The organism is Bacillus cereus group sp. MG9, from assembly GCF_040459995.1.
Lineage (GTDB): Bacteria > Bacillota > Bacilli > Bacillales > Bacillaceae_G > Bacillus_A > Bacillus_A mycoides.
On sequence record NZ_JARVHC010000001.1, the window covers coordinates 2,650,544 to 2,674,880 of the forward strand.

Sequence of the window (24,337 nt, forward strand, 5' to 3'; positions counted from 1 at the left end):
ATTCCAATATATTCTATATAATTAGGTGTAATAAGGCTTCTATGAATCACATAGAATACCTTACCCCTAATAAAAAGAAAAAAGAATCTATTTGGATTCTTTTTTCTTTTTTATTACATTACATATTTATATAAAGCATGTGCGACACCATGTTCTTCATTTGTTAACGTTTCGTATTGACACATCGCTTTTATTTCTTCAACTGCATTTCCCATTGCAATTGATATATTTGCTTTCTCCATCATAGAAACATCGTTTAAGCCATCACCTATTGCTACAGTGTTTTCAACTGGAATATTCAAGTGTTCTGCTAAAGTGTATAATCCATTTCCTTTTTGAGCATCTCGATGATTAATCTCTAAATTATGCCAATAGGAAGATGTAATAGCTAAATCTGTATTATGCAGAAACGTTTCTTTTAATTTTTTTAATTTCTCTATGTCATAAGAAAACGGTAAAAGTTTATGCACATGTATATCAGTTTCTACAATTGGTTTACAACTTTCTGTACTATGAAATGCTGTATGTTCAAGATATAATGCTGCAATCGTTTCTAACTCTTTCAAATCGAAAGTTTCTTTTGCATTCCTCACATACTCGATTTCATTACGTACACTCTCTACTCCATAATCTGGTACATACACACCTTTATTAGTATAAAGCTGATAATACAAGCCATTCTCTTCAAGATATTCTACAATCTCAAGTGCGTGCATATTTTGAATTGGATATCTCTTCATCATTTTCTTATCTTTATAAATAAGGGCACCATTTTCCGCAATAATTGGACACTCTAAATTAACTTCTAACAATAATCGTTCAATATCAACGATAGAACGCCCTGTACAAATAGCTACAACATGGCCTGCTTCCTGACATTTTCGAATTGCTTCTGCATTTTCTTTACTTATCATTTTATTACCGGAAAGAAGGGTTCCATCTAAGTCAATTGCTATTAATTTCATTATTTCTTCACCACTTTCTATAAATACACGAGATCTATTTAACAAAAAGGTATCGTTTTCATATTGAGCTCGTTAAGTACTTCTTATTTATAATTTATGAAAAGCGTTTCAGGTCAAGAAATAATTAAAAATAAAATCAAAAGCTTTTCTCTTTAAAGAAAAGCTTTTGATTTTAAACTATGAACTATAACTAATATATTTTGTCTCACACATATACACATTCTTTTCTTCAGTTGGGACATATACTTTAAACTTTTCTAAACGTTTTCCGTAAATATGAATCGTGACAACGCTTTCACATTCAGCTATTTTAAGAATATGACAATCAGCTGGTGGAATGACTTTATCTGTTTCTCCTTCTCCCAAATAAAGATTTCCTGTATGGGTTAAATAAACAAGTGAATTTTCAAGCTGCTTAGTTTGTATAAAGTTCTGCACCATTATCCTTCCTGAAAAAACACCTTCTACTCCCCATGTACCATCATGATCATGTAAAGGTGTAGATTGTCCATCTTTCCATACAAGAGCTAATACTTCAAATCGCTTTAAAGGATCTTCATATAACAAGTGCCGTGCATATTGAGCCGAATTCGCCTTCTGTTTTTCTAGCGGAAGCCATGTTTTTTTTTCTAAAAGTTCTTCTAGTAATTTTTCAATCGCACAAACAATTTGATCTTCTAATAAATTACTATCAATTAAATCCGTTACAGCTTTAATAAATGTTTGAAACGTTTTACTTCCATTACACGTTAACATAAGCATCCTCCTCCACTCTTCTTTCACACACTTCCATACTAAATAGACCACTAAAAATTTACAATTGAGAAATAAAAAAACAAGGTACAGTAATTTTGTACCTTGCTGAACGTTTTACCTAGTTTTCAAAAGAATAGGTAAGTATTTTAATGTTTGTTCATTTTCTAATATACATTTTTCTAAATTGAACGATGGAGATAACTCTATTTTTTCAAAGGCATTTATAAAGGTAGTTAATGCAATCTCAGCTTCTAAACGTGCAAGTGGCGCCCCTAAGCAAAAATGAGGACCTTTACCAAAGGTTAAATGCTTTTCATTTCCTATTCTGTGTAAATTAAATTTAGAAGCTTGTAAGAACTTTTTCTCATCTGAATTTGCTGCACTAACCCACGTAACAATCATTTGATCCTTTTTCATAAAAGGTCCAAATATATTTGTGTCCGCTGTAATCCTCCTAGCTAATGTAATGGGAAAGCGATAGCGTAAAACTTCCTCAATCGCTTTTGAAATTAACGTAGGTTCTTTTCTTAACTCTTTATATATTCCAGGTGAATCTACTAAAAAGCAATAAAAGCTGTTAATAATTAAATTTGTATTTGTTTCATTACCTGCCGCTAATAAACCTAAAGAAAAAGTAACTATTTCTTCATCGGTTAATCTTTCGCCTTCATATTCAGCTCGTATTAAATCTGAAATAATATCGTCGGTTAAATGATATCTTTTCTCTTGAACAATTGGAAGCAGGTACGTTTTAAATTCATTTAACGCAATTCCTTTTTCTACATCCAAATCGTTAAATTTTTCTTTACTATATGGCATAAATAAAATATCAGACCATTCTTTAATCTTTTTACGATCCGTTGTTGGCACTCCTAATAAATCGGATATGACGGTAACAGGTAAAGGTGCAGCAAACTCTTCAACGATATTAACCTCACTATATTTTCCGATATGTTGTACAAGTTCATTTGCGATAGACTGATATGTAAATATAATAAAAAACGAATGATTAATAGAAATATTCTACGCCACTCGTTTTTTATCGGACTTCTTTTTACTGTACTTTTATTTTCTTTATGAGTTATTAGAAAAATAATTGTCTATATAAGTCTTTATTTTTTCAAAATCCTTTTCCATAAATAAGATTGCTGGTACTTCAATTATTGGAAGATTATTTTCATTATCAAAAGGTGGACACGGTTTGGGAACTACCAAATAGTCAACTGAGTTTTTATCCCTAATATAATTAATTGAAACATCATAATACTTAGAAAAATATTCCTTCAAATCATCCTGATTCCTTAAAAATGGTAGAGAAAATATTGAACCATAATTTATACCAGCGTCGACAATTAATACAAAGCATATTTTTTTCATGATACACCCTCCTCGTATAATAAGTTTTAAGTTAATAACTGTTCCTTGAAAATTAAATAGTTTTTATCTTCAAGAGCTACATCAAAAAAATGATGTATGGGTAAAATTTAGTCTTGGATAAGGTAACACTGATAAAAACAGGTTTCCTTTTTCTTTATATTCAATTAAATTATATCATTATTTTACATGAATTTTCAGACTTTGGTTTTTTATTTTATTGGTAAACTTATGCTTAGCATGAATTGGAGGGATATATATGATAGATTATAGAATAATTTCAAGAGAAAACTATTCAAATAAGATTGGAGAGCTTGTAACAATGCTTGAACATACAAGAGATGTTACATTGAGCGAAATCTCCAATTTAAACCAAAGTGATTTAGATTTCTTACCAAACGGTAGTTCAAACACTATTGGTTCTCTCTTATCACATATTGCAGCGATGGAGTTTGTTCATCAAGTTATCTCGTTTGAAAAAAGAGATTTAACTGAAAGTGAATATCTAAAGTGGCGAATTTCTTTAGAACTTGGAGACAAAGCAAGGGAAGGAATAAAAAAGCAATCTTTAGATTATTATTTGAATGAATTATCACAAGTTAGAGAAAATACACTAACATATCTGAAATCAAAACAAGATAGCTGGTTATTCGAGGAAAACAAGTGGGATAATGGTGTGCCTTATAATAATTACTACTTGTGGTTTCACGTTATGGAAGACGAAATTAATCATCGTGGACAAATAAGAACAATTAAGCGATTGATGGGAATGAATAAATAAATCTTATTCAACCAAAGGGTGCTTTACTTGAGAAAGTCACTAGAAGAGTCAAATGATAACTATGAACTGCCCCCAATTGCTAGGTTTTGTTTAACAATTGGGGGCAGTTCATTTATAGCGCATAGGTAATCAGCTTTTTGTTAATCATGAGGTAGATATTTTTAACTAAAAAACCAATAATGGAAATATATTACAGCTTATGACCCGTTTTTACACGTATCTCGGCTGAACCCCATAATACACTGTATCCCGCTCTTCGGCGCTTCGAAAATATGGGGGCTATAATTAAACAAATACATAAACAAGTCGGAAAGCCGAATCGAAATATGTACGACATAACTGAAACAGGAGAAGAAATTTTTTATGAAATGTTAAGAGAGTTTCCCGAAAAGATTGCGACAAATAACGCTGAATTCCTTGTGCGTATCGCGCTATTTGAAAAACTTGATTACGAAGCTAGAAAAGAAATTTTAACAATACGCCAAGACGTACTACATAAACAGCTTACTGCTATTCAATCTTTACATGTTAGCTCATCTTTTATTACAGAAGTCATTGAATTTAGTAAATCACGTATTGAACATGAATTGCTCTGGATTGCATCACTTATGAAGAAAATATGAAAAAATAAAAAGAAAAGTTAAAAACAATGAATGAAAATGAGATTTATTATCAATACTATAATTAATAAAAGGGCAACCACGATTTGGCTACCCTTCAAAAATTTATACTTCTGGATCAAAAGTTTTGCAATCTGTTTCTTCAGTTGTAGATGCATGTTTACCTTTATGACTTACTACATAAATTGCATCTGCACTACATTTATTGCCGTTAGCCCAAAATTTACAGTTGTTTACTTCACATAAAACGTCTTGTGCCATAGTATCACACCTCCTTGTTCTATTATCATTAACAAAATTCGGAGGTATGATACTCTTTGTCATGCATTTTTTATTACCTTTTTAACTTTCTTAATGGTTCAATGTCTCCTTGTACAATACCATCTATATTTTCTGTTATTTTTTCAATGTCAAAATGCCACCATTGAATTTGCAATAACTCTTCTACTATTGTATTTGTAAATCGTTCCTTTATTTTATTTGCAGGGTTTCCGCCAACAATTGTATATGGTGCGACGTCTCTAGTCACAACAGATTTTGCTGCAATGATTGCACCATCCCCTATTTTTATTCCAGGCATAATCGTTGTATCCATACCAATCCATACGTCATTTCCTATAACTGTATCCCCTTTGTAAGGTAAATCAGACAAATTAGGTGTATACTTCTCCCACCCATTCCCAAATATATTAAATGGATATGCCGAAAATCCATCCATCCGGTGATTCGCTCCGTTCATAATAAAGGTAACTCCATTTGCAATACAACAAAACTTTCCAATAGTAAGATGATCTCCAAGAAATTCATAATGATGTAATACTCGATCTTCAAATGTTTCTCCATCTTTCGCATCATAATAAGAATAGTCACCAACAAATATATTAGATTTCGTTATTGTATTTTTTATAAAATGAACGTTTTGATTTCCTTCAATAGGGTATTTAACATTTGGATTAGGATTCATGTTGCACAGCACTTCCTTTACCATTCATTTCACTTTCTACTGCTATTACTGGCTTTAAATTGTATATAGGCAAAATAAACAATAATCCAATAACAAATAGTAGAGCCGTCCCCTCATACATCGTACCTAATGAAAACATCTCCTTTAATGAACCAGCTATACTCATCGTTACTACCATTGAACCGGTGAATAGTGGACTTAAAATGCCATTTACTCTACCAATAAAATCCGTATCACTATTTTGTATAATAAGTGTATTTATCCCTATTTGAATACAAGGTAGGGCTAAACCACTGAAAAGTTGTGCTGTAAGTGTCACCCATAAATTTGTAGAGTATCCTATAATAGCAATTCCAATTGCCTGACCAAGCATACCTACAATTAACATCTTTTGGGGAGCAACGTTTTTCGCAAATACCATCGCTAGAGCTCCGCCAACAATCATCCCCGCACCATTTACTGTTAGTAACCATTGTAAACTCTCTTTTGATAACCCTAACTGCTCAGTCACAATAAAGATGCCTAGTGGCTGAATTAAACCTATACCTAGTCCTGCTGCCATAAAACAAAACCCTAGCAAAGTTAATGCTTTTTTCTTTTTTACATATTTAATACCATCCAGCATTTCCTGTAACAGCGTAATTTCTTTCTTTTCATTATCATTCTCAAGATCTTTCGGAAGAAATAACAACACAGCTGCTGCAAGTAAAAAAGCGATACCTGTTATGATGATTGAAATATAAATTCCAAAACTATGAAAAATAAATGTTCCAAGAATAGGTCCTAACACCATAAAAATCGCAAATATTGTTTGATATATAGACATCGCTAATTGAATGTGTTCCGTTGATAAATGCTGTTTAAACAACTTCATACCGGATGGTTGAGAAAACTGCGAAAGGATTGCAGAAATAAGCGTCACAAAAAACACGATTTTCCACGTTCCAAACATAAGAGTAATTAATACAGCGAATACGGAAATAGAACTTAACGTCTCACACCATATCATTGTCTTCTTTGGCTTCCACCTATCAGCAAAAGTTCCTCCAATGAATGAGAAAATAAAAATGGGAGCAAATTCAGCAACCGAAATCATTGAAATAGCAAAAGCATCACCTTTCGTCATTTCCATAACATAAAGTAATACCGCAAAGTTACGAACCCAAATTCCAACTTGTAAAAATAATGCTGATGCTAGAATCCCTTGCACAAATCGATTTTTTAATACTTGTGATACCCCATGATTTTGTTTCGTTTCTGCAGTCGTCGACATAAAAAAGCCTCCTATTTCGTGTTCTGAACAGGAGGCAGCACAAATCATATGAAAAGACTATATATTCGCAGTGCGAAACACATCCCTTTTCTATACATGCACATACTAATCCTATTCAGAAGAATATTTCGTTTTTTAACGAAGATCTCTTACAAATAGAATTAGTTGATCATTGGGATGTTTTCACCCTTCCGTTTCGAATTTAAATAACACATACATACTCTATGTTAATCATTTGTCGTGTATGCATGTCTCAATATAACTATTCTAAAAAGACAATGGTAATTCCTCTAAAGAACGCATTAAATAATTACCTTGCCAATTAATTTTGTCACGCTCACCTTTTATTTGTAACGATGGCATTCTTTTAAACAGAGCAGTAATAGCAATCTTTGCTTCCAACCTAGCAAGTGGAGCTCCTAAACAGAAATGGCTACCATGTCCAAAAGCAATGTGACGGTTATTCTCACGCATAATATCAAATACTTCTGGGTTTTCAAATACTGTTTCATCACGGTTTGCTGAAGCTAATGCGATAATAACCATATCTCCTTTTTGGATTGTTTGGTCATGAATTTGAAACGGCTCAGCCGCCCATCTTGCAGTTGTCACCTCAACTGGAGAATAATAACGCAATCCTTCCTCAATAGCTGAATCAATTAATTCCGGATTTTCTTTTAATAACTGTAATTGCTTCGGATTTTCAAGAAGTGCTAATACCGTATTTGTTATTAAATTCACTGTCGTCTCGTGTCCGGCTACAATTAATAACATGATCATTGAATATAGCTCTCGAGCACTAAGTTTATGCCCTTCATTTTCTGCAAGTATTAACGCACTAACCAAATCTTCTTTTGGATTTTTTCGTTTTACATCAACTATATATTGGAGATATGTAATAAACTCAGATAGTTGTTTTTCGGTTTCTTTTACTTCTTCAGGTGTTTCTGGCGATGCAATGACAGCATGAGACCAAATTCTAAATTTCGCTTGATCCTCTTTTGGAATTCCAAGCATCTCACTTATTACAATAATCGGTAATGGGAATGAATAATCATCCACAAGATTTAATGTACCTTTTCGCTCTATTTCACTTATTAAATCATCCGCTATTCTCTGAATTCTTCCGTCTAATTGTGAAATCATCTTCGGTGTAAAAGCTTTTTGAACTAAAGATCGCAAACGACTGTGGTTAGGTGGGTCCGAATTTAACATGTGCGTTGTTAAATGATCACTATTGTCAACGGAAAGATGCATGTTCTTTGTATCTTGAGGAAACACATTTGCCTGATCTTTTTTTAAGCGATTATCTTTTAAAAGCGGCAGAGCATCTTCATATCTTGTAATGAGCCATTCTTTACCGATTTCAATTTGATTTACAAATAATATAGGCTGTACTTTTCTCGATTCTTTATAAATTTCATAAGCATCTTCTTTAAACTGAGCAGAAGCTAAATTAATGCCATCCTCTATTTTTCGGCCAACCTTATTTTTTATTGACATTACATTCCCTCACTCTCAATTATTTGTGTAAATCAACCTAACATTTGAATTATACTTCAATAAAAACTAGAAAATTGTAAATTTTTAATTAAAATCTTACTTCGTATATTGAAAAATAAAAAAGTGAGAGAGTAAAATTATTCTACTCTCTCACTTCCTATTATGCGAAGCACATAAAATTACTAATTTGTTGATATCGATAACTTACTTTACGACGACGACCACCTTGCCAAGTGTAACCTGAAACCCCGCTTCTTCTTACCTCGGTTGGAAAGAACCATAAATCTCTTCCGAAAGGACCAGGTCGATGTAAACGTAAATAGCCCCATCTTCCTAGACAGTTACACATCCAAGATTTCATATTGCCTGCTTGTGCTGGAGAAGCAAATGTGGACGGTAACGACGGAGCTTGTGACGGTGGTGGTGACGTTGGAGCATCTTCCGCATCATCTGGTCTATAGTCTTCTTGTTCAATATCTCTCACTTCATTTGTAGATTCATAACCGTAGTTTTGTGGATTATAATACATCTCTTGATCATATGGATAGTTTTGTTGGTTATACATAATAACCCATCACCTTCTTTTCATTTGTTTCTTTTAACATTCATATGTGATACGCCATTCATAGGAAGCTTATGTATAGCCTAAATTCATCTAAAAAAAGCTCGTATTTTTAAAATACGAGCTTTTTTATAAACAAAATATATTTTTTATTTTATTAACTTCACACTATAAAAACGCATTTGATCTAACGAACCTTCATATTCAAATACTTCTTGCTTAATTAATTCTTTCAAGCGATATTCCAAAAACGTATCCCCAACCAATTGATCCGCAAGTCCAAGTGCTTCACCTATTACTCTCGGAGCTTTATGAAATTCTTTATCTGCTCCTACATTTTTCGCACACTCAATAATGAATTGATCAAAATAATCTTCTTGTACAGAATGCACTTCATCGTCTTTCCAAACTCTTAAAAACTCTGTGCTTTGCGATAATCTATCCCACTCATGTGCAAACTTCATTCGCTTCTCTTCAGGTAAATACGGAAATTCCACAAAACTTTTTTTGAATAGTGCTAAACTTTCAGGAGATAATTCTCCAGTTCCACGAATATCATAATCTTGTTTTAATATTTCTCTACTCGCTTCAGAAGTATTCAAAACACGAATATCTTTCTTATCTTTTAATTGCGCAATTGCAAAACAAAGCCCTACATGCTCATGGGCATTATCCGCCTTCCAAATGGTAATCGGTGTTTCATTCGGAATTGAATGTAGATCTTCTAAAGTCTCCTTAAATCTTGGTAAATACTCTTCTTCAAAATAACAATCATAAGAAGTTAAGTTATTTAATAACCACTGTGTCCTTGCTAATTGACCTTCATTCGTATGTAATTGATGTATGGGACCAATTGAAAAGAATTCAGAGTATGAAACTACACTCTCCTCGTGTAATCCTTCTTGTTTCAACATATATTTTAAACATCCGGCTGTTGAATCATCAAAGGCAATATGAATGTGTGTGCTTTCTTCTAAATTTTTTTCCTGAGTTGTATGACTCGTCAATTGCTTAGGGATACTCGTTAAATTTTTTATCATATCTTCGCTATAATTCCCGTCTAATACATCTAACTGTATTAGAATACTTTGAAGTAAATGTTTTGCTTCATCTTCATACATATCCTCTACAACATTTTTAATTTTATCTATCATATAAATCCCTCTATTCATTTCTAAAATAACGTAGATTATAGTGTATCATTTTAGCCCAGATGTTTAAAAGTCTTTTTAAAATCAAATCGTTTATTACACAGATTGCTGCAGCCATCTAAGTTTTTAACAAAAGCTTTCTCTATATTCCTCTCAATCTATAGATCTATAATATTTTTTTCTTCCTCCTTATTTATCTCCCAAAATCACATTCGTTGCTAAATAATTTTTAAACACTTTGTAAATCTTTTTATTTAAATGTATAATTATATAGAAAACAAAAAATACAGGAGCAATATTAATGGCGAAAGTATTTACTAATTATAAACGTTATTTAAAAAATTGGAGATTTATATTTATTTGTATATTACCTGCTGTCGCTTTATTGTATACATTCGATGTCATCTTTGAACTACTGTGTCACCAAAATTTCTATTTGTCTAATTTAATTATTGCTATCATATTAATCCTAATATTTATTAACGTTAAAGAAAACTATAATTGAAACGAAACCGTTGTGAAGCTACATTTTTCATAAAAAATTAGAGCACCCTGCTATTGTATGCCCTAATGTGATTAGAGGTTTTTTCTGAGTATTTAGTAGGACACGAAGATCTTGTCCTATTACATACTATATGCTTATACTTATTACATTGTGCACTAGAAAGCACAATGTCTAGATGCCAAATAGATACATACACATTGGAGTAACTAACACGCTAGAAAAGACCTTTCTATATCCATTCATTCTTAATAGCCTACATTATTACTAATAAAATTTTCTCATACTTTCATTGTACAATTGCTTTATTTATAAACAAAAAACATCCCCATGGATGTTTTTTATCTAATTACCTTTAAACTTCCATAAATTTAGCAGGTACACCAATTTTTTCAACTACAGAAGATATATTAGTAGGGTTAATCATTACATTTTCAATACAAACTAATTTATTTTCTAATAATCCATTCTCTGTAGTAATAAACTCTTCAAATCGTTCTAAAGTCATTGAGAATTTGTGCTCACTTCCACCATTCATACTGACTTTTACATACTTCATAGTGTCACCGCCTCTCTTAATTATCTATAATTCGCTAAAAATACGCTTACATCCTTTTATTAAAACGTGGATTTATCACTTTTATCACTTCCCACTACACGTTTGAAATGATTTTGAGAAAAAAGCTACTAAACACCACCTGTTCTTTTCATTAAAATTTCAATAGAATGTTTCTAGAATTATATATCTTTGGAAAAGATTACATAATAGTACTGATTAAATATTGGGAGTGTTATTAATGGTTGATATAATCCGACTCTTAATCACCATACTTATCGCAATTTTTTTATTTTCATCAATTATTATGGAGTTTAAAAAACCTCACAAAAGTATGTTTTGGTTCTCAATTGAAGTCTTGTTTCTGCTAGGAATCGTACTTTTAATGAAAGAGTTTTTCATCAAACTTTCCGCATAAGCCCTTAAGTAAAACATAATATCCCATCAATAACGCAGGATAAATTATGATTGTTATTTTTTCACTGAAGTTAATAATTTAACTTCAGATAGTTAGCTTTTATTTATAACTACTTTATAAGCTTCTGCCAATTACTCTTTTTCGTATATTATCATGAAGACTAGAGCAAGCATGCCTTGTCATATATTAGATAAGGGATGTGATAACATTGGGTAACGATAACAATCAATTTATTTTTCATGTAGTACAAAGTTCGGCAATTAAAAGATTTATAATTATCGATATAATTGCTGGAACAGGAATTTATTGGACCGTAAATTTCATTTCTTCAAATGCATTACTCGCAATTATTAGTTGTTTTTTGGGGACAAAAAAAATGAAAAAAATGCATCATTCATAGAAGCAATAACTAAATCCCAATTCATTTCTTTCAAATTTGTGCCTTTACTCTTCTTGAAGTGGGAAAGCAATTTTTCACAGTTGGCTAATTCATCCGACTTTCTGGCAGACAATACTTTTGATTGTCTGCTTTTTGTATGAGATTTTTCGTTTGACATATACTACTTTTGAACCTGTATACCAATACAAGCCATTTTGGTGTTTGGGATTTCCCTTCCTGGGATAAATATTTTTGAACTTATCCCTTTTTGTATAGGCATGTATATTTGGGATAAAACTAATTACAAGCAGATTTTCTGTTTATTCGTAGTTCTTAACCAAAAGACTTTTCTCCTTTAAAGGACAGTAGGTACGACTGCTTGTCCTTTTTTATTAATATTTCACACACCATTTTTTGCCCCCTTCTAAGCATTCTATTACAGCTCCAAAATAGCCAATGTTTATAGTCATACAAAATAAGCAGTTGCTGATACTTTCCTTTTTGAGTTACACAACACAATAAAAATGTGTAACTATAGATTTGAATCCATGTCCCTCCTATCTCAAAAGCTCTCCTAAGTAACTAAAAAAAACACCTTAAGTGGGTGTCCTTTTTTCTTTATGTAAGAGAACATACAGATAACGTTAATCCTCCAAATGTCAATGTTCCTAGTAACCCCAATACAACTCCTGTTAAACAAACACAATCAGCAAGACAAATGGAAGATTGCGATAATGGAACAAATGACCTACTTGTGCTCGATCCATAATGTTTTATTTTCTCATAATTTATATCTAACATAAAATGTAGACATGATATACAACCATCAATAGTTTGAAGAGATTCATTTTCTAACCGCACCAATAACTTGTTATTTAAAGCAAATGGAAGAGGGTACTGCTTATCTAATTTCGTATTTTGATAAATTAATTGTAAACGAGATAGCATATTATTTTTCTCTTTTTCAGATGCAGCCGTACATTTTATATTATTAAATTCATTTAATAACAGCATCAATTCATCTCTGTTGCCGTATAAATCCCTAGCTATTCTTCTCTTTAGTTTGTAATAAAGTATTAAAATAATGCTGGTTATATGTTCACGTTATTATTGCTAATAAGAAGGATAAAGATAAAAATGCACAAAGTGGTACATATAAAACAGTATCCATTCTAGCAAACTGCGTATCTTTTTTTCGTTTAAAGATACCAAAATAATGAAACTCACCAATTACTCTTATGAAAAAAACAACCATACAAACCCAGGATCCCATTTGAACAAAAACATTGGGAAGTGCGGAATGAACAATATTTGCTTGTTGTAATAAAATCATTGCTGCCATACTTAATAATAACGCAATGACACTATTTGTCGCCCACTTACCTCCGAAAGCCCAATAAACATGTAAAAAACTAACTAAGAATAATATGCAAACAGAAATATATGTAATAATAAGCATTTTGTCCTCCCATTATTTTATTTAAATCCTTACCTTTAAAATATGCTATGAATCCTTCATACGCAACCTATATTTAATTACATAAAAACCCCCTTAATGATTTATCAATTTTACGATAAATCATTAAGAGGTTAGTGAAATTTATTATGCATTATACCTATTTTTCCGACGTTCCATCCTAGTTTGTCCTTGAACAGTACTTTCTTTATATTGATCTATTTGCTCTGCCATTTCATATGTTACAACTGGTTCTTCGTTATTACGCTCATGCATTATTTCTAGCGTTTTACGTTTAGAACCTTTTCCACCAAACTTAAATAATTTCATCTTAAATTTCGGTAATCTTGGAAAGCGGATCTTAAATGATAGCCTTTTACGTTTCTTTTTTTGTTTAAATAGATTTGTATTTTCTTTATTAGTGTCTTTCTCTTTACGGTGTAATAACATCGCAAGTAATCCACCTAATATAAGTCCTCCAACTAAAAGGAGAATATATAAGTAATGGCTTGTCATTAAATTCATCATACGCTCAAGTATGACTAACGACTGCACTTCTTTTATATCCCATAGTAACGCGGCCCATAATGAGAATAAGCCCAAAGTAAGCCCGTATGTACGAAACCGGAATAAACACGGAATTAACGCAATGCAAGCGGCGATTTTCGCGTTCGCTATTATTGAACTTATTGAAATATCCTGATTCCAAATAACTAACAGTAATGTTATAAATGGTGCATACGCTATCCAGCTACATATACGTGAATATATCTTTTTCGCAAAGTAACTACCGAAACTAGTAAAAAATAAAAGTCCTCCAATATATAAAGATTGTTCAAGAGGGATTTGCTTTAACATTCCTGCAATTGGAAAGAGGCCGCTCAGTAGCATTAATAATACATCTAATTTCTTCACAATTCCCCATTCCTTTCAAATTTTCTTTTCAATTAATAAAAATCGCTTTTCCATATGATGTAGTTTTTGTATTTCTAAAAAACATCTTAATCCTGTATGTAAATAAAGTAAATACGTAAAAGAAAAGATACATGACAAAGGATAGCCTTATTTACATGAAAAAATGACAAATCCTGCTCATTATTACTAGCAGGATTTGTACACTATTATTTATATTAATATCAATGTATCTTCTTTTTCTAAAATTATTACATCTTCATCTAATTCGTCATTGAATTCTTTAAACTCCCTTGAATCAATATCGGTAGTATAGTTTTTAATTAATTTAGCCATATGCATTACATACGTATTATGAATATTTTGTTCTGAGAGCAAGGTTGATTTACAGCACATGTAATGTATCATTTTGGCGATTTCTTCTCTCTCTTCAGATTTTACACCAAGCGGGATAACTTCGAGTATGTACTGCTGTACTATCTCATTACAATCTAATTCGTATGCAGCCGTGCTATAGTAAATTCCCATTTGATCTACAAATAATCTCGTTTCATTCATAACATGTTCTTGGTCTCTAACAATATAGTTCGGTACATCTGAGTTAGTATTAATTCTAATTATGTTTATATCCTCTTTTAAATTTGGGATTATTTCAGGTGAAACCCCAATATTAACGCTTTTATTTTGCAATTCCTCTATCCAATATTTCCTCATATTGGCATCTACAATAAAATAAACTTCTTTATTTTGTTTATGTGCATCTTGTGAAATTTCAACTAATGTTTCTGACATAAATTGTTTAAAACTGACTCCTATATCATTCCTTTTTGATGGTTGTGGTAAAAACACTTTATTATTACCTATATTTAATAAAGTATGATCAATTGTGCCCCATTCTTCTTGACCATATAATTTATATAATATTTCTCTCCCATTTATTTTTGAAAAAATAGGTAAGAAATCATATTTAGACATTTTCTCAATTGATAAATTTACAATTATCCCCGGTAATTTTATCTTATTCCAACTACACTTTAAGAACCCCTTTTGTTCTAACAAACTAAGAATGGCATTAATAATTTCTTTTTTAGATACACTTTGTCCGATAAATAAATTAATAAATGCTGAAATACGTTCCGTTTGAGCGAATCCTTCCCGAATAATTTGCTTTGGATTAATTTTTTCGCGACCATCACAACTTTTTATTGCAATTAATGCTAATTTCATTTCATTTTGCTCACCTGCCGTAGCATGTACAGCTTTTACGACATCGTCTACTAGTTTCTTTTTGTTTTTATGGCTATATTGCATTCTATATGGATTTTGTAACAATTTCCTAATGTTATATCTTACTATTTTTAACAACACCGGATTGTCTGCATTTAATACATAGGAGGAATCTCCGTTTTGAGCTAAAACTATTTTGCTATCTAATAACGCTTGTTCTATCTCTATTACTATATCATCTGACCATACTTCTAACGTAATTGAGTCTAATCCCTTTGGGGCAAATAAAGGTAATAACTCATTCTCATTATTAGTTAATACATTTTCACATTCTGGAAGTAATGTGAAATATGGGCATATTCGTTGGAATTCATTAAAAAGTTCCTCTTTTTCTCTTACTTTTATACCAAATTTTATTTTTGTTCCTTGAACTTTATATATATTTTCGTTATATGGAAGAAGCACTCTTATCTTTGTTCCTCTAATATACTCTTTCGGACATTGGAGAATGTTCTCTAATTTAACTTCTCCCCCTATCCTATAATCATCTTTTAAATTTCTAAAACGTTTAATCCACTTTATTCCTTTTACAGCTTGTTGTACTTTTAACTTTACAAATCTTTGCTTTTTATTATTTGATTCAAATTCAGGAGTTGAAATCAGTATTTGGCTCCGCTTTCGCCCTAAAAGTATAGGGATATCTTTATGATTATATTGTTGATAAAACCTCCTAATCCCTACAGATACTTTTAATAGCGGAATATTCTCACCTCCACGAGTTACGTATTCAAACCGATATACATAAGAGAAATAATCATGTGTTTCTTCATCTTTAATTGGCTCAGACATCGCTTCAGAAACATGTTGTGATCGCAGTGGTGAAAAATATATTTCTTCCTCATTTTTATTTTCCATACGTAAAGGCTGTTCGCAAAAAATATGAGTAATTAGAGCTGGTACCCATTTAGAAAACGTTTTTTTATCATGTAATGCTGGTAAATTACTAATTAAATCATACTGCCATTCTAAATGTGGTGGATCTATTAATTTATTAGGTTTCCAATCATGAATAACCTCATACCAGCTTTGGAAAATATAGTCTAACTGTTCTTGTTTCATTGGTTCTTTTGCTACAATCCAGGGCGTATCTTCCTTTAATATATATGGATTATGCTGAATGAATAATATATCAGAAAACATTTCATACAATCTTTCATTTACAAGTTTTAATTTGCTCGTTAATAAAAATGTTCTATAATGTATCTCTACAATATCAAGCCATTCAATAGGAAAATAAATATACGATACTTTCTCATTATAGAGGGGTTCTACTATATTTTTAAATGCTAATAACTGTAATTTTTCCATAATATTAATACTTCCTCTCTTAATTTATATTGATCATGAATAATACTAGAAAAGATACCAATTTTTTAAGCATTAACGAATCAAATTTTAACCAAGCACATTAAAGGAAATAGCTAAATTACATTTGGTTATATAAATAAAGCGTTGTTAAAATCAAATTAATATAAAGTAACTATTAACATATAACTACCTCCTTATGGAACTTTATATTATAAAATCATTATAATGAATTATTATATTTTTTATCTATGATTTACAAAAAAATTACAGAAACTAAATATAATAAAAGGTATCGCCTCTTTATATAGCGATACCTTTTATATACTCTTAATTAAATAACACCTTTAACTTCTTCATTCACCGGCCATTTTTCTAATGTATATGCCATTTCCCAAAATGAATATTCATATTGACTACTAAAAATAAAATGTTGTCTCATACGATTACGGTCTGCCTCTGTTACTTTTTCAGCGATCGTATCTAATCGTGTGATTTGCTCTTCAACTAATGTACGGAACCAATCAGATCCATATGCAGAAATCCATTCTTGATAAATTGGCTCTTCTGGTTGACATTCTTTTAATCGTTCACCGATTTCATAATATAACCAATAACAAGGTAAAATAGCCGCAATAATATCTCCTAAATGCCCTTCATAAGCTGCACGATACATATGAGATGTATATGCATATGCAGTTGGCGCAGGAATAAAATTATCTTTTTCTTCTTTTGTAATCCCTAATTTCTTTGCGAAATTCTCATGTAATGATAACTCAGCTTCATACGTATTTTGTGCATGGTGTGCCATACGAGCTGTCGTTTCTAATTCAAGAGCCTTTGCAGCACCTAACGTTTGTACTCTAGCAAAATGACTCAAATAATAAGAATCTTGAAGCACATAATATCGAAAACTAGCTAAATCTAATGTTCCTTCGCCTAGTTTTTTTACAAAAGGATGGTTAAAACTTGCTTCCCAAATTGAATCTACTTCTTTACGTAATGATTGTGAAAAAGTCATTTAAATCCCTCCAAATAATGTAAAAAATATACGTATTTATCCACAATTATTAAAGCTGTAAAATAAAAAAACTTTCTTTACAGGCGTAAAGAAAGTGAAATTGACAGTATTTATTCGTTAAATAGCAACGTCTTTCCCACTTCCCTACGCTGGCATTAACCAGATCAGGTACTAAGAGTCTCAAAATTTCATCTGATCTCAGCCTATAAAAGGCCCCCCTAGTGGATAAATATTTAGTTGTCGTATTGTAATTATCATAGCATAATTCGTGGAACTGTCAAAAGAATTAATTATATAACTACCTTAAAAACCTTCTTCTTTCCTTACTTTTAATGAAGTTTCAATTATCATATCTAATAGTTTGCTATAATTAATTCCCGCTGCTTCCGCACTTTTTGGCAGTAAACTTGATTGTGTCATCCCTGGTAATGTATTAACTTCCATTACATATGGAATTCCTTCCTTCACCATCATATCAACCCTTGCATAAACACTACATTTTAATGCTTTATAACAAGCCAGTGACGCTTTATTTACACGTTCCTTTATTTCAGCTGGAAGTTCGATAACTTCTTCAACTGTACTAGTATCATCATATTTTGCATTGTAGTCAAAGAACACAGCAGCATGTCGAATCGAAATGATAGGTAACTGTTGCCCATCAAAAATTGAACATGTAATCTCGTCACCTTTTATATACTTCTCAATTACTACTTCAGAATCCCATTCGAATACAGTTTCTAGCATAGAGATTAATTCATTTTTATCATAGACAATCTTAACTCCAACACTTGAGCCGCCAGAGTTTGGTTTTACCACTAACGGAAAGCCTAATTTATCTAACTCCTCAAGCTTTAGATCCTCCATTTTTGTAAGTTCAATCCAATCTGGTGTTTCTACTCCTTCATAACGCAAAATCTTTTTCGAAATATTTTTATCCATACATATACCGCTAGATAACATATTACTGCCGCTATATGGAATACCTAAACTCTCAAGCGTCCCTTGAACCGTACCATCTTCTCCGTATTTTCCGTGTAATGCTAGCAATGCAAAATCAATGTCTTTCGCTTTTTCAATTAAATCCATTTTTTCATTTAACGTAATTGGAACGATTTCATATTTACTCTTATCTAAATGTGCAATCATTTCATTCCCAGTCATAATTGATACTTGTTTTTCAGAGGATACTCCTCCCATAATAACGCCAATTCTCATTTTCTCAACTCCAAGTTTCATTTTTTAAAGTTTCACCAATTATTTGAATCCCGCTAACAATTTCCTGTTCTTTCAAACGTGAAAATCCTAATCGGAATGTGTTCGCTCCTCCTCCATCAGAGTAAAAAACATCTCCAGGAGAAAAAGTAACTCCTTTCTCATAACACTTTTGTAAAAGTGTGCGGGCTTGAATTTTTTCTTCCAACTCTATAAACAAATGAAGTCCACCGTCTCCAGTCATTCTTTTAAACGGAATGTACTGATTACACGCCCCAACAGCTAACTCATATTTTTTCTTATAAACAGATCTTGCTTTTTTTAAATATTTTTCAAAATATCCTTCATGTAAATATTGAAACAGAACAGCTTGATCTAACGTAGATGTGTGAATGGTTCTGGCTCTTTTAACACTTTCTAAATAATGTATCAGTTCTTTATCTGCAATGATCCAACCTACACGTAAACCAGGGAAAAGTACCTTTGAAAAGCTACTAATATAAATCACATTATTACCAGCCCCTGCAAAAGTTAATAATGGCGATAAATGTGAACCCGAATAACGTAATTCTTCATTAAACCCATCCTCTATAATAGGGATCTTGTATTTTGAAAATAACCTCATCAATTCCGTTCTTTTCTCCGAACTCGTAACAATACCAGTTGGATTATGATAAGAAGGGATTAAATACGCGAAATCAAAATCCTTTTCATGCAAACTTTTTTCTACTTCATTCGTATCAATACCATCATCATTCATATTAATTCCATGAACTTCAAGTCCATGTAAACGAAAAAGCTTCAATGCAGCATGGTGAGTTGGGTTCTCACAAATAACACGCCCTGATTTCTTCGATAAAGAAGATAACACAATATCTAATCCTTCTGTAAATCCATTTGTAATTAGAATATCTTTGTTCGAAATATCTACACCTTTCATTTCCATGTAATGAAGTAAATAATTCATTAACGGTCTATAACCTTTTGCATATCCGTAGTTCAATACGATATCCCCTTCAATGGACATACGAGTAAGAAAAGCTCTTTTGAAATTTTCAACATCAAATAGCTTTTCGTCCGGGGCTATACTATTAAAAACAATCATTCCTTTTTCCCAGCGAACTCCATGCTTCATTAAGTCTAATTCATCCGCTAATATGGTAACTGTATTAAGTTTATTTTTCCAATCTATTTCAACAGACGAGGTGTTACTTATATCCACCTTCGCAACGAAATTTCCTTTTCCTTTAACTGCATAAATGAGTCCTTCTTGTTCTAAATCCGCATATGCAGAGAGTACTGTATTTCTGCTCACTGATAATAATTCACTCAGTTCCCTTGTTGATGGGATTTTTTGGTCCCCCAACAAATGCCCTTTCATAATCATCTTTTTTAAATAATCCTTTAATTGAATATAAACGGGACGATCTTTTACAACTTTAAAATCTTTAAACAATTTCTTACCCCCTGCAATTATTTTTGCATATTTATTTCATTCTCAAAAGGTCCACTACATATGTATTTTTTATTAATAGCGGTACGGTTATAAAGCCTATAAATCATTTCGATATAAATTGATTACATCTTTTAAAGCAGCAGCTGCAGCTCCGCGTGGATTAGAAGCTCCACCAATTGTAGTGACTTGTCCCATTGTATCTGTAAAGAACGTAATTCCTTTTTCCGTGCCATTTATATTTGCTAACGGATGTTCTTTCTCTAAATTACAAGGTTGTACACTAAGGTTTACTTTTCCATTATCATCTTTATATGCTGATGCAATTAATTTAATTGATTTATTTTGTTCCTTTGCATTTTGAATTTGTTGCGTTGTAACGTGCTCTATTCCGTTTATTTTTATATCTTTGAGTGAATAATCGTTTCCCATTAAACTATTCGTCAAAAGTAATAATTTACAAGCGCTATCCATCCCGCTTATATCTAATAACGGGTTAGTCTCCGCAATTCCTTTATTTTGTGCTTCTTGCAATGCTTCTTCAAACGTCTTATATTCTTCATGCATCTTTGTAAGAATATAATTTGTTGTCCCGTTCAATATTCCTTCTATTTTTTCAATATGGCAACCTGCTAAACTTAGTTGTCCAATGTCTAATGTCGGTAACGCAGCGGCAGTTGCACCGCTATATCGAATGCGTGAGCCTGAAATACGTGCTGCCGTATTCAGTTCACTCCAAGCTGTAACAAGTGCACCTTTTGAAATAGCTACTATATCCATTTGATTTTCAATAGCTTGTTTCATATACTGTTTCCCTGGATTTCCATTTTTAAGATTTGTAGCAGTTGATTCAACCAATACAGTACCATTTATATTAATCGTTCCGCGTTCTTCTGGATAATGTTCGATATATTTTTCAATTGCAGCAGAACCATCACCATACGTCAATAAATCATTAATCTGCAAACCTTTCCCGTTATGTATTGCAATATTTCTTCCTATCACTCCACTAACAACTAAGTCAATTCCATATGTTTCATTTATATATAAATATTTTTCGTTTAATAATTTAATAAATTCTTTACCAACTGTCCCATACCCCGATAATACAACTTGAATTTTCATAAGATCACCCCATGTTTTTTGCCAAATCCCTCTTTCAATATAATATAAAGCGCCCTCGAATTCCATTGAGAGCGCTTTATTATTATCTATTTCGGTAACCGTGATAACTTTTCTGCAATTGTTCTATAAAACTCTTGAATATTAGAAAAACCTAACGTGTCTGAAACGCTTAATCCTACCATATCAAGATGGTCCCAATTTGCTTTCGTTTCGATATGATTCCATTTTCCAACCTGTAAAGACTCATTATCATTTGCAGCAATATTAGATGAAGGTGCAATCATAGAATTTGTATTTACTACACCGTCATTTTGCCACCAAGAAGTATCTATTAATGTTCGATTCTCTTCATATCTTGCATAGGAACCTAAGAAAAATACATTACCCATTAACACTTTATTCATCGTTATATAAGGTAAATGTAAACCTGTTATTGGTGCTGCTTGCGATGCATGTCCACTATAAGATAAGTAATATACATCCGATTGCGTCTTTACCCAATTATTTAACTCCTTTGCTCCATCAGTACTTAAATCCCATTGACTTATATCTTTTGTATTTTCCCAAATTGAACTATTTAAAATACGATCAGTATATTGGAAAAAGGACTCTCCAGTATTCTTTTTTATACCCCATTGATCCAATTTAAAATCATATAATGATAAATTATTGTTTCCACCTAAACTTGCAGCTGTAATGAGTAAATCTTTAACGAACGGCAACAGAAGACTTCCGTCCGCGAGTGTTGTACCGTTATGAGGAGTTGCTAAAGTTGTAACACTATGAACATACGATTTGCCACCTTCAAATAGTGGTGATATCTTTGTGTTCGGATGATTTTTCACATAATCTTTTTCTTCATAACTTCCTTCTTTTAATAACTGCACTAATGTTCTTGTCGTTTGTCCACCCATGCTATGCCCAACTAAATGAACTTTATTTGTTTCACTCCAATTCGGTGCAAATCCACTATAAGTTCTACCAAAACGATTATGTCCATGTTTCTCAGCATGTGCCGCACCGTAGTCTACTATTCCACCGTTAATTTGCGCATATAATTCACATGCACGATCCCAGTTACTAGAAACTGGTCCAACAGCTGCAGTATGTACTGTATAACCATTTCTTTTTAAATCTTCTTGTATATCATGAACACCACCCCAATATTTTACCCCTAGCATTTCCTCTCTACCCCATCCAGCAAATCCATTCACTAAAATGATAGGATAATTATTTTGTTGTCTCTCTTCAGCGTATGTTGTTTTCGCTGCGAATGAACAAACAGTCACTAATGCGAAAAAACATACTTTTAAAAATAATTTCCCCATACTTTCTCCTCCTCAATAAAACGTTTACATTTATCTTTGAAAAAAAATACAAAATTAGTTTGCAACTTAAACATAATGTAAAGTATTTTATATACGTTGTATATATAGAAAACATATACAAATGTTGATAAATATTTATTCTAGTAAGCATTTACTTTTCATAACACAACTTGTAAATCTGATTATTTGAATTTATAATTAAATATAGTTTCCTCATGTTAAATGAATTTAAAAATCATAAGAAAACTAATTTCATTGCTTGAAAAGGAGGAAAAAAGCATGCAAGTCGGATTAAACATTCATACATTAGCTCAACCTTCTAAAATAACCCCATCTAATCTTGAGCATAATACTATCTCTTCTACTAAGCATGAAGATAAAAAATCTAATGATCTAATCAAATTTGATATTCGTACATCTGAACAAGAAATGAAACAAGCGGATCATAAATTTAGCGAATTAGACTTATGGAAAATGCTAAAAGACAAAGGTGTACCTTTATGGATGATTTTAGAAATGTTACAGAAATTTCGTAAAGAAAAGGAATCTCAAAATGGTTCGGTTCAACATTCAAATGCGATTGAAGAAACGAGCGAGACTCGATTAAATGAAGTCATGTAAACTATGTTATCTGAATGGTCTATAACTAAAAAGAGTTCAAGGTTGATAGAAACTTTATCAACCTTGAACTCTTTTTTAAGATTTTTCTTCAATCGTTAAAAACTGAACTGATACTTCTCCCTCAAAATCTTTAATTAGCTTTCTTACTTTTACATTTTCATTAACCAATGTATTATCTGTCGACATTTTAGGTTTTTCGTCACCTAAAGATTTTTTTAATTGAAGAAGATGCATTTTTGTTTCATTTGCTTTTATTTCCTTATATATATTATTTTTTGATACAATCACATACCATTGCGTTGGATAATTACGCTTGTTACCTATCCAAGCGTCACTATTGTATATGACAGGAACCTCTTTTCCTTCTAATTTAATACTTTTCAAAGTCTTTTCGTCTTCTTGTGCAAACAGTAGAGAACCCTCTTTTGGGAATTTCGGTAACGTATTTACAGGCATAAAATTGGAGCCATTATCTCGTTTACGGAAAACTTTAGCTTTAATCAATGCTTGTGCTGTAGACTCATTTAAAATTAATACCTGTCCGTTTCCATAAGTACCTGTTTTCACAGAAAACACTTCATTTTCTTTCGTAATTTCTTGATAACGATTAATAATTGGTGAAATTTTATTTTCATTTCCAATGATTAATAAACCGTTTGCAGGAAATGGATTCTCCTTTTTAGAACATGCACTAAAACTTATTAATAGTAGTATCGTTAACATAAAAATAGTTAAAGTTCTTTTCATCGCGTTTCCTTTCATCATACAGTTCATTTTTTCCACATACTTTAATGTAGTCTTACAAGCTAA

26 protein-coding genes, 1 pseudogene and 1 riboswitch are annotated in these 24,337 nt (G+C 31.7%); of the genes and pseudogenes, 5 read left to right on the forward strand and 22 right to left on the reverse strand.

Annotated elements, in window-relative coordinates:
• Positions 1-113: 113 nt before the first annotated feature.
• The 4 genes and pseudogenes from QCI77_RS13450 to QCI77_RS13465 form a co-directional block, all read right to left on the reverse strand.
• Positions 114-965 carry a Cof-type HAD-IIB family hydrolase gene (locus QCI77_RS13450; RefSeq protein ID WP_353825772.1) on the reverse strand — a complete coding sequence of 284 codons (852 nt, stop codon included), beginning with the start codon at positions 963-965 and terminating at the stop codon, positions 114-116.
• A 177-nt stretch (positions 966-1,142) separates the two neighbouring features.
• Complete coding sequence (locus QCI77_RS13455) at positions 1,143-1,721, reverse strand: cysteine dioxygenase family protein (RefSeq protein WP_002136626.1); 579 nt, start codon at positions 1,719-1,721, stop codon at positions 1,143-1,145.
• Positions 1,722-1,835: 114 nt separating this feature from the next.
• Positions 1,836-2,702 (reverse strand): annotated as a pseudogene (locus QCI77_RS13460) (cytochrome P450); the annotation flags it as partial.
• A 93-nt stretch (positions 2,703-2,795) separates the two neighbouring features.
• On the reverse strand, positions 2,796-3,098 hold the full coding sequence (locus tag QCI77_RS13465) for a hypothetical protein (protein WP_000717614.1): 303 nt from the start codon (positions 3,096-3,098) through the stop codon (positions 2,796-2,798).
• Between the two features lie 256 nt (positions 3,099-3,354).
• Here QCI77_RS13465 and QCI77_RS13470 point away from each other — a divergent pair, with 256 nt between their 5' ends.
• A complete protein-coding gene (locus QCI77_RS13470; protein WP_000568385.1) occupies positions 3,355-3,876 on the forward strand; it encodes a DinB family protein in 522 nt (173 codons plus the stop codon).
• Positions 3,877-4,094: 218 nt separating this feature from the next.
• Positions 4,095-4,499 (forward strand): PadR family transcriptional regulator, encoded by a 405-nt coding sequence (locus QCI77_RS13475; protein WP_078204536.1) that lies wholly within the window; start codon positions 4,095-4,097, stop codon positions 4,497-4,499.
• 102 nt (positions 4,500-4,601) lie between these two features.
• Here QCI77_RS13475 and QCI77_RS13480 read toward each other — a convergent pair whose 3' ends face one another.
• The 6 genes from QCI77_RS13480 to QCI77_RS13505 form a co-directional block, all read right to left on the reverse strand.
• A complete protein-coding gene (locus tag QCI77_RS13480; RefSeq protein ID WP_000046089.1) occupies positions 4,602-4,757 on the reverse strand; it encodes a DUF1540 domain-containing protein in 156 nt (51 codons plus the stop codon).
• A 73-nt stretch (positions 4,758-4,830) separates the two neighbouring features.
• Complete coding sequence (locus QCI77_RS13485) at positions 4,831-5,460, reverse strand: Vat family streptogramin A O-acetyltransferase (RefSeq protein WP_353825033.1); 630 nt, start codon at positions 5,458-5,460, stop codon at positions 4,831-4,833.
• Positions 5,450-6,733 (reverse strand): MFS transporter, encoded by a 1,284-nt coding sequence (locus tag QCI77_RS13490; RefSeq protein ID WP_002013150.1) that lies wholly within the window; start codon positions 6,731-6,733, stop codon positions 5,450-5,452. Before QCI77_RS13490 ends, QCI77_RS13485 begins: the two co-directional genes overlap by 11 nt.
• A gap of 267 nt (positions 6,734-7,000) precedes the next feature.
• Positions 7,001-8,236 carry a cytochrome P450 family protein gene (locus QCI77_RS13495; protein WP_353825034.1) on the reverse strand — a complete coding sequence of 412 codons (1,236 nt, stop codon included), beginning with the start codon at positions 8,234-8,236 and terminating at the stop codon, positions 7,001-7,003.
• Positions 8,237-8,396: 160 nt separating this feature from the next.
• Positions 8,397-8,801 (reverse strand): hypothetical protein, encoded by a 405-nt coding sequence (locus QCI77_RS13500; protein ID WP_002032464.1) that lies wholly within the window; start codon positions 8,799-8,801, stop codon positions 8,397-8,399.
• Between the two features lie 146 nt (positions 8,802-8,947).
• Positions 8,948-9,952 carry a DUF1835 domain-containing protein gene (locus tag QCI77_RS13505; protein ID WP_215586372.1) on the reverse strand — a complete coding sequence of 335 codons (1,005 nt, stop codon included), beginning with the start codon at positions 9,950-9,952 and terminating at the stop codon, positions 8,948-8,950.
• A 298-nt stretch (positions 9,953-10,250) separates the two neighbouring features.
• Between QCI77_RS13505 and QCI77_RS13510 the strand changes: the two genes are divergently transcribed.
• A complete protein-coding gene (locus tag QCI77_RS13510; protein ID WP_002189789.1) occupies positions 10,251-10,454 on the forward strand; it encodes a hypothetical protein in 204 nt (67 codons plus the stop codon).
• 352 nt (positions 10,455-10,806) lie between these two features.
• On the opposite strand, the gene QCI77_RS13515 is transcribed toward QCI77_RS13510, so the two are convergent.
• Positions 10,807-11,010, reverse strand: coding sequence for a hypothetical protein (locus tag QCI77_RS13515; RefSeq protein ID WP_002085220.1), 204 nt, complete (start codon positions 11,008-11,010; stop codon positions 10,807-10,809).
• 623 nt (positions 11,011-11,633) lie between these two features.
• On the opposite strand from QCI77_RS13515, the gene QCI77_RS13520 reads away from it, so the two are divergent.
• The gene (locus QCI77_RS13520; protein WP_002070042.1) at positions 11,634-11,825 is read left to right on the forward strand and encodes a hypothetical protein; all 192 of its coding nucleotides are present in this window, start codon (positions 11,634-11,636) and stop codon (positions 11,823-11,825) included.
• On the opposite strand, the gene QCI77_RS13525 is transcribed toward QCI77_RS13520, so the two are convergent.
• The 10 genes from QCI77_RS13525 to QCI77_RS13570 all read right to left on the reverse strand — a co-directional run bounded on the left by QCI77_RS13525 (position 11,776) and on the right by QCI77_RS13570 (position 22,906).
• Complete coding sequence (locus tag QCI77_RS13525; protein WP_162014392.1) at positions 11,776-11,982, reverse strand: hypothetical protein; 207 nt, start codon at positions 11,980-11,982, stop codon at positions 11,776-11,778. The two genes, QCI77_RS13520 and QCI77_RS13525, sit on opposite strands and share 50 nt — an antisense overlap.
• A 440-nt stretch (positions 11,983-12,422) precedes the next feature.
• Entirely contained in the window at positions 12,423-12,818 is a 396-nt protein-coding gene (locus tag QCI77_RS13530; RefSeq protein ID WP_353825035.1) for a homoserine dehydrogenase, read from the reverse strand.
• An 85-nt stretch (positions 12,819-12,903) separates the two neighbouring features.
• A complete protein-coding gene (locus QCI77_RS13535) occupies positions 12,904-13,263 on the reverse strand; it encodes a DUF3995 domain-containing protein (protein ID WP_353825036.1) in 360 nt (119 codons plus the stop codon).
• 144 nt (positions 13,264-13,407) lie between these two features.
• Positions 13,408-14,175 (reverse strand): DUF3959 family protein, encoded by a 768-nt coding sequence (locus QCI77_RS13540; RefSeq protein ID WP_353825038.1) that lies wholly within the window; start codon positions 14,173-14,175, stop codon positions 13,408-13,410.
• A gap of 210 nt (positions 14,176-14,385) precedes the next feature.
• Positions 14,386-16,767 carry a pPIWI_RE module domain-containing protein gene (locus QCI77_RS13545; RefSeq protein WP_353825039.1) on the reverse strand — a complete coding sequence of 794 codons (2,382 nt, stop codon included), beginning with the start codon at positions 16,765-16,767 and terminating at the stop codon, positions 14,386-14,388.
• Positions 16,768-17,098: 331 nt separating this feature from the next.
• On the reverse strand, positions 17,099-17,785 hold the full coding sequence (gene tenA / locus QCI77_RS13550) for a thiaminase II (protein ID WP_002032475.1): 687 nt from the start codon (positions 17,783-17,785) through the stop codon (positions 17,099-17,101).
• Positions 17,786-17,909: 124 nt separating this feature from the next.
• Positions 17,910-18,015, reverse strand: a riboswitch (TPP riboswitch).
• Positions 18,016-18,088: 73 nt separating this feature from the next.
• Positions 18,089-19,003, reverse strand: coding sequence for a D-alanine--D-alanine ligase (gene ddlB, locus QCI77_RS13555; protein ID WP_002013134.1), 915 nt, complete (start codon positions 19,001-19,003; stop codon positions 18,089-18,091).
• Between the two features lie 4 nt (positions 19,004-19,007).
• A complete protein-coding gene (gene pdxR, locus QCI77_RS13560) occupies positions 19,008-20,456 on the reverse strand; it encodes a MocR-like pyridoxine biosynthesis transcription factor PdxR (protein WP_353825041.1) in 1,449 nt (482 codons plus the stop codon).
• 96 nt (positions 20,457-20,552) lie between these two features.
• Positions 20,553-21,578: a homoserine dehydrogenase gene (locus QCI77_RS13565; protein WP_002165683.1), complete on the reverse strand. Its 1,026-nt coding sequence runs from the start codon at positions 21,576-21,578 to the stop codon at positions 20,553-20,555.
• Between the two features lie 86 nt (positions 21,579-21,664).
• The gene (locus QCI77_RS13570; RefSeq protein ID WP_353825042.1) at positions 21,665-22,906 is read right to left on the reverse strand and encodes an esterase/lipase family protein; all 1,242 of its coding nucleotides are present in this window, start codon (positions 22,904-22,906) and stop codon (positions 21,665-21,667) included.
• A 279-nt stretch (positions 22,907-23,185) separates the two neighbouring features.
• Here QCI77_RS13570 and QCI77_RS13575 point away from each other — a divergent pair, with 279 nt between their 5' ends.
• Positions 23,186-23,527 carry a DUF3914 domain-containing protein gene (locus QCI77_RS13575; RefSeq protein WP_002127670.1) on the forward strand — a complete coding sequence of 114 codons (342 nt, stop codon included), beginning with the start codon at positions 23,186-23,188 and terminating at the stop codon, positions 23,525-23,527.
• Positions 23,528-23,602: 75 nt separating this feature from the next.
• Here the strand turns inward: QCI77_RS13575 and QCI77_RS13580 are convergent, their stop codons facing one another.
• Positions 23,603-24,274 (reverse strand): lipoprotein BA_5634 family protein, encoded by a 672-nt coding sequence (locus tag QCI77_RS13580; RefSeq protein WP_002127671.1) that lies wholly within the window; start codon positions 24,272-24,274, stop codon positions 23,603-23,605.
• Positions 24,275-24,337: the final 63 nt, after the last annotated feature.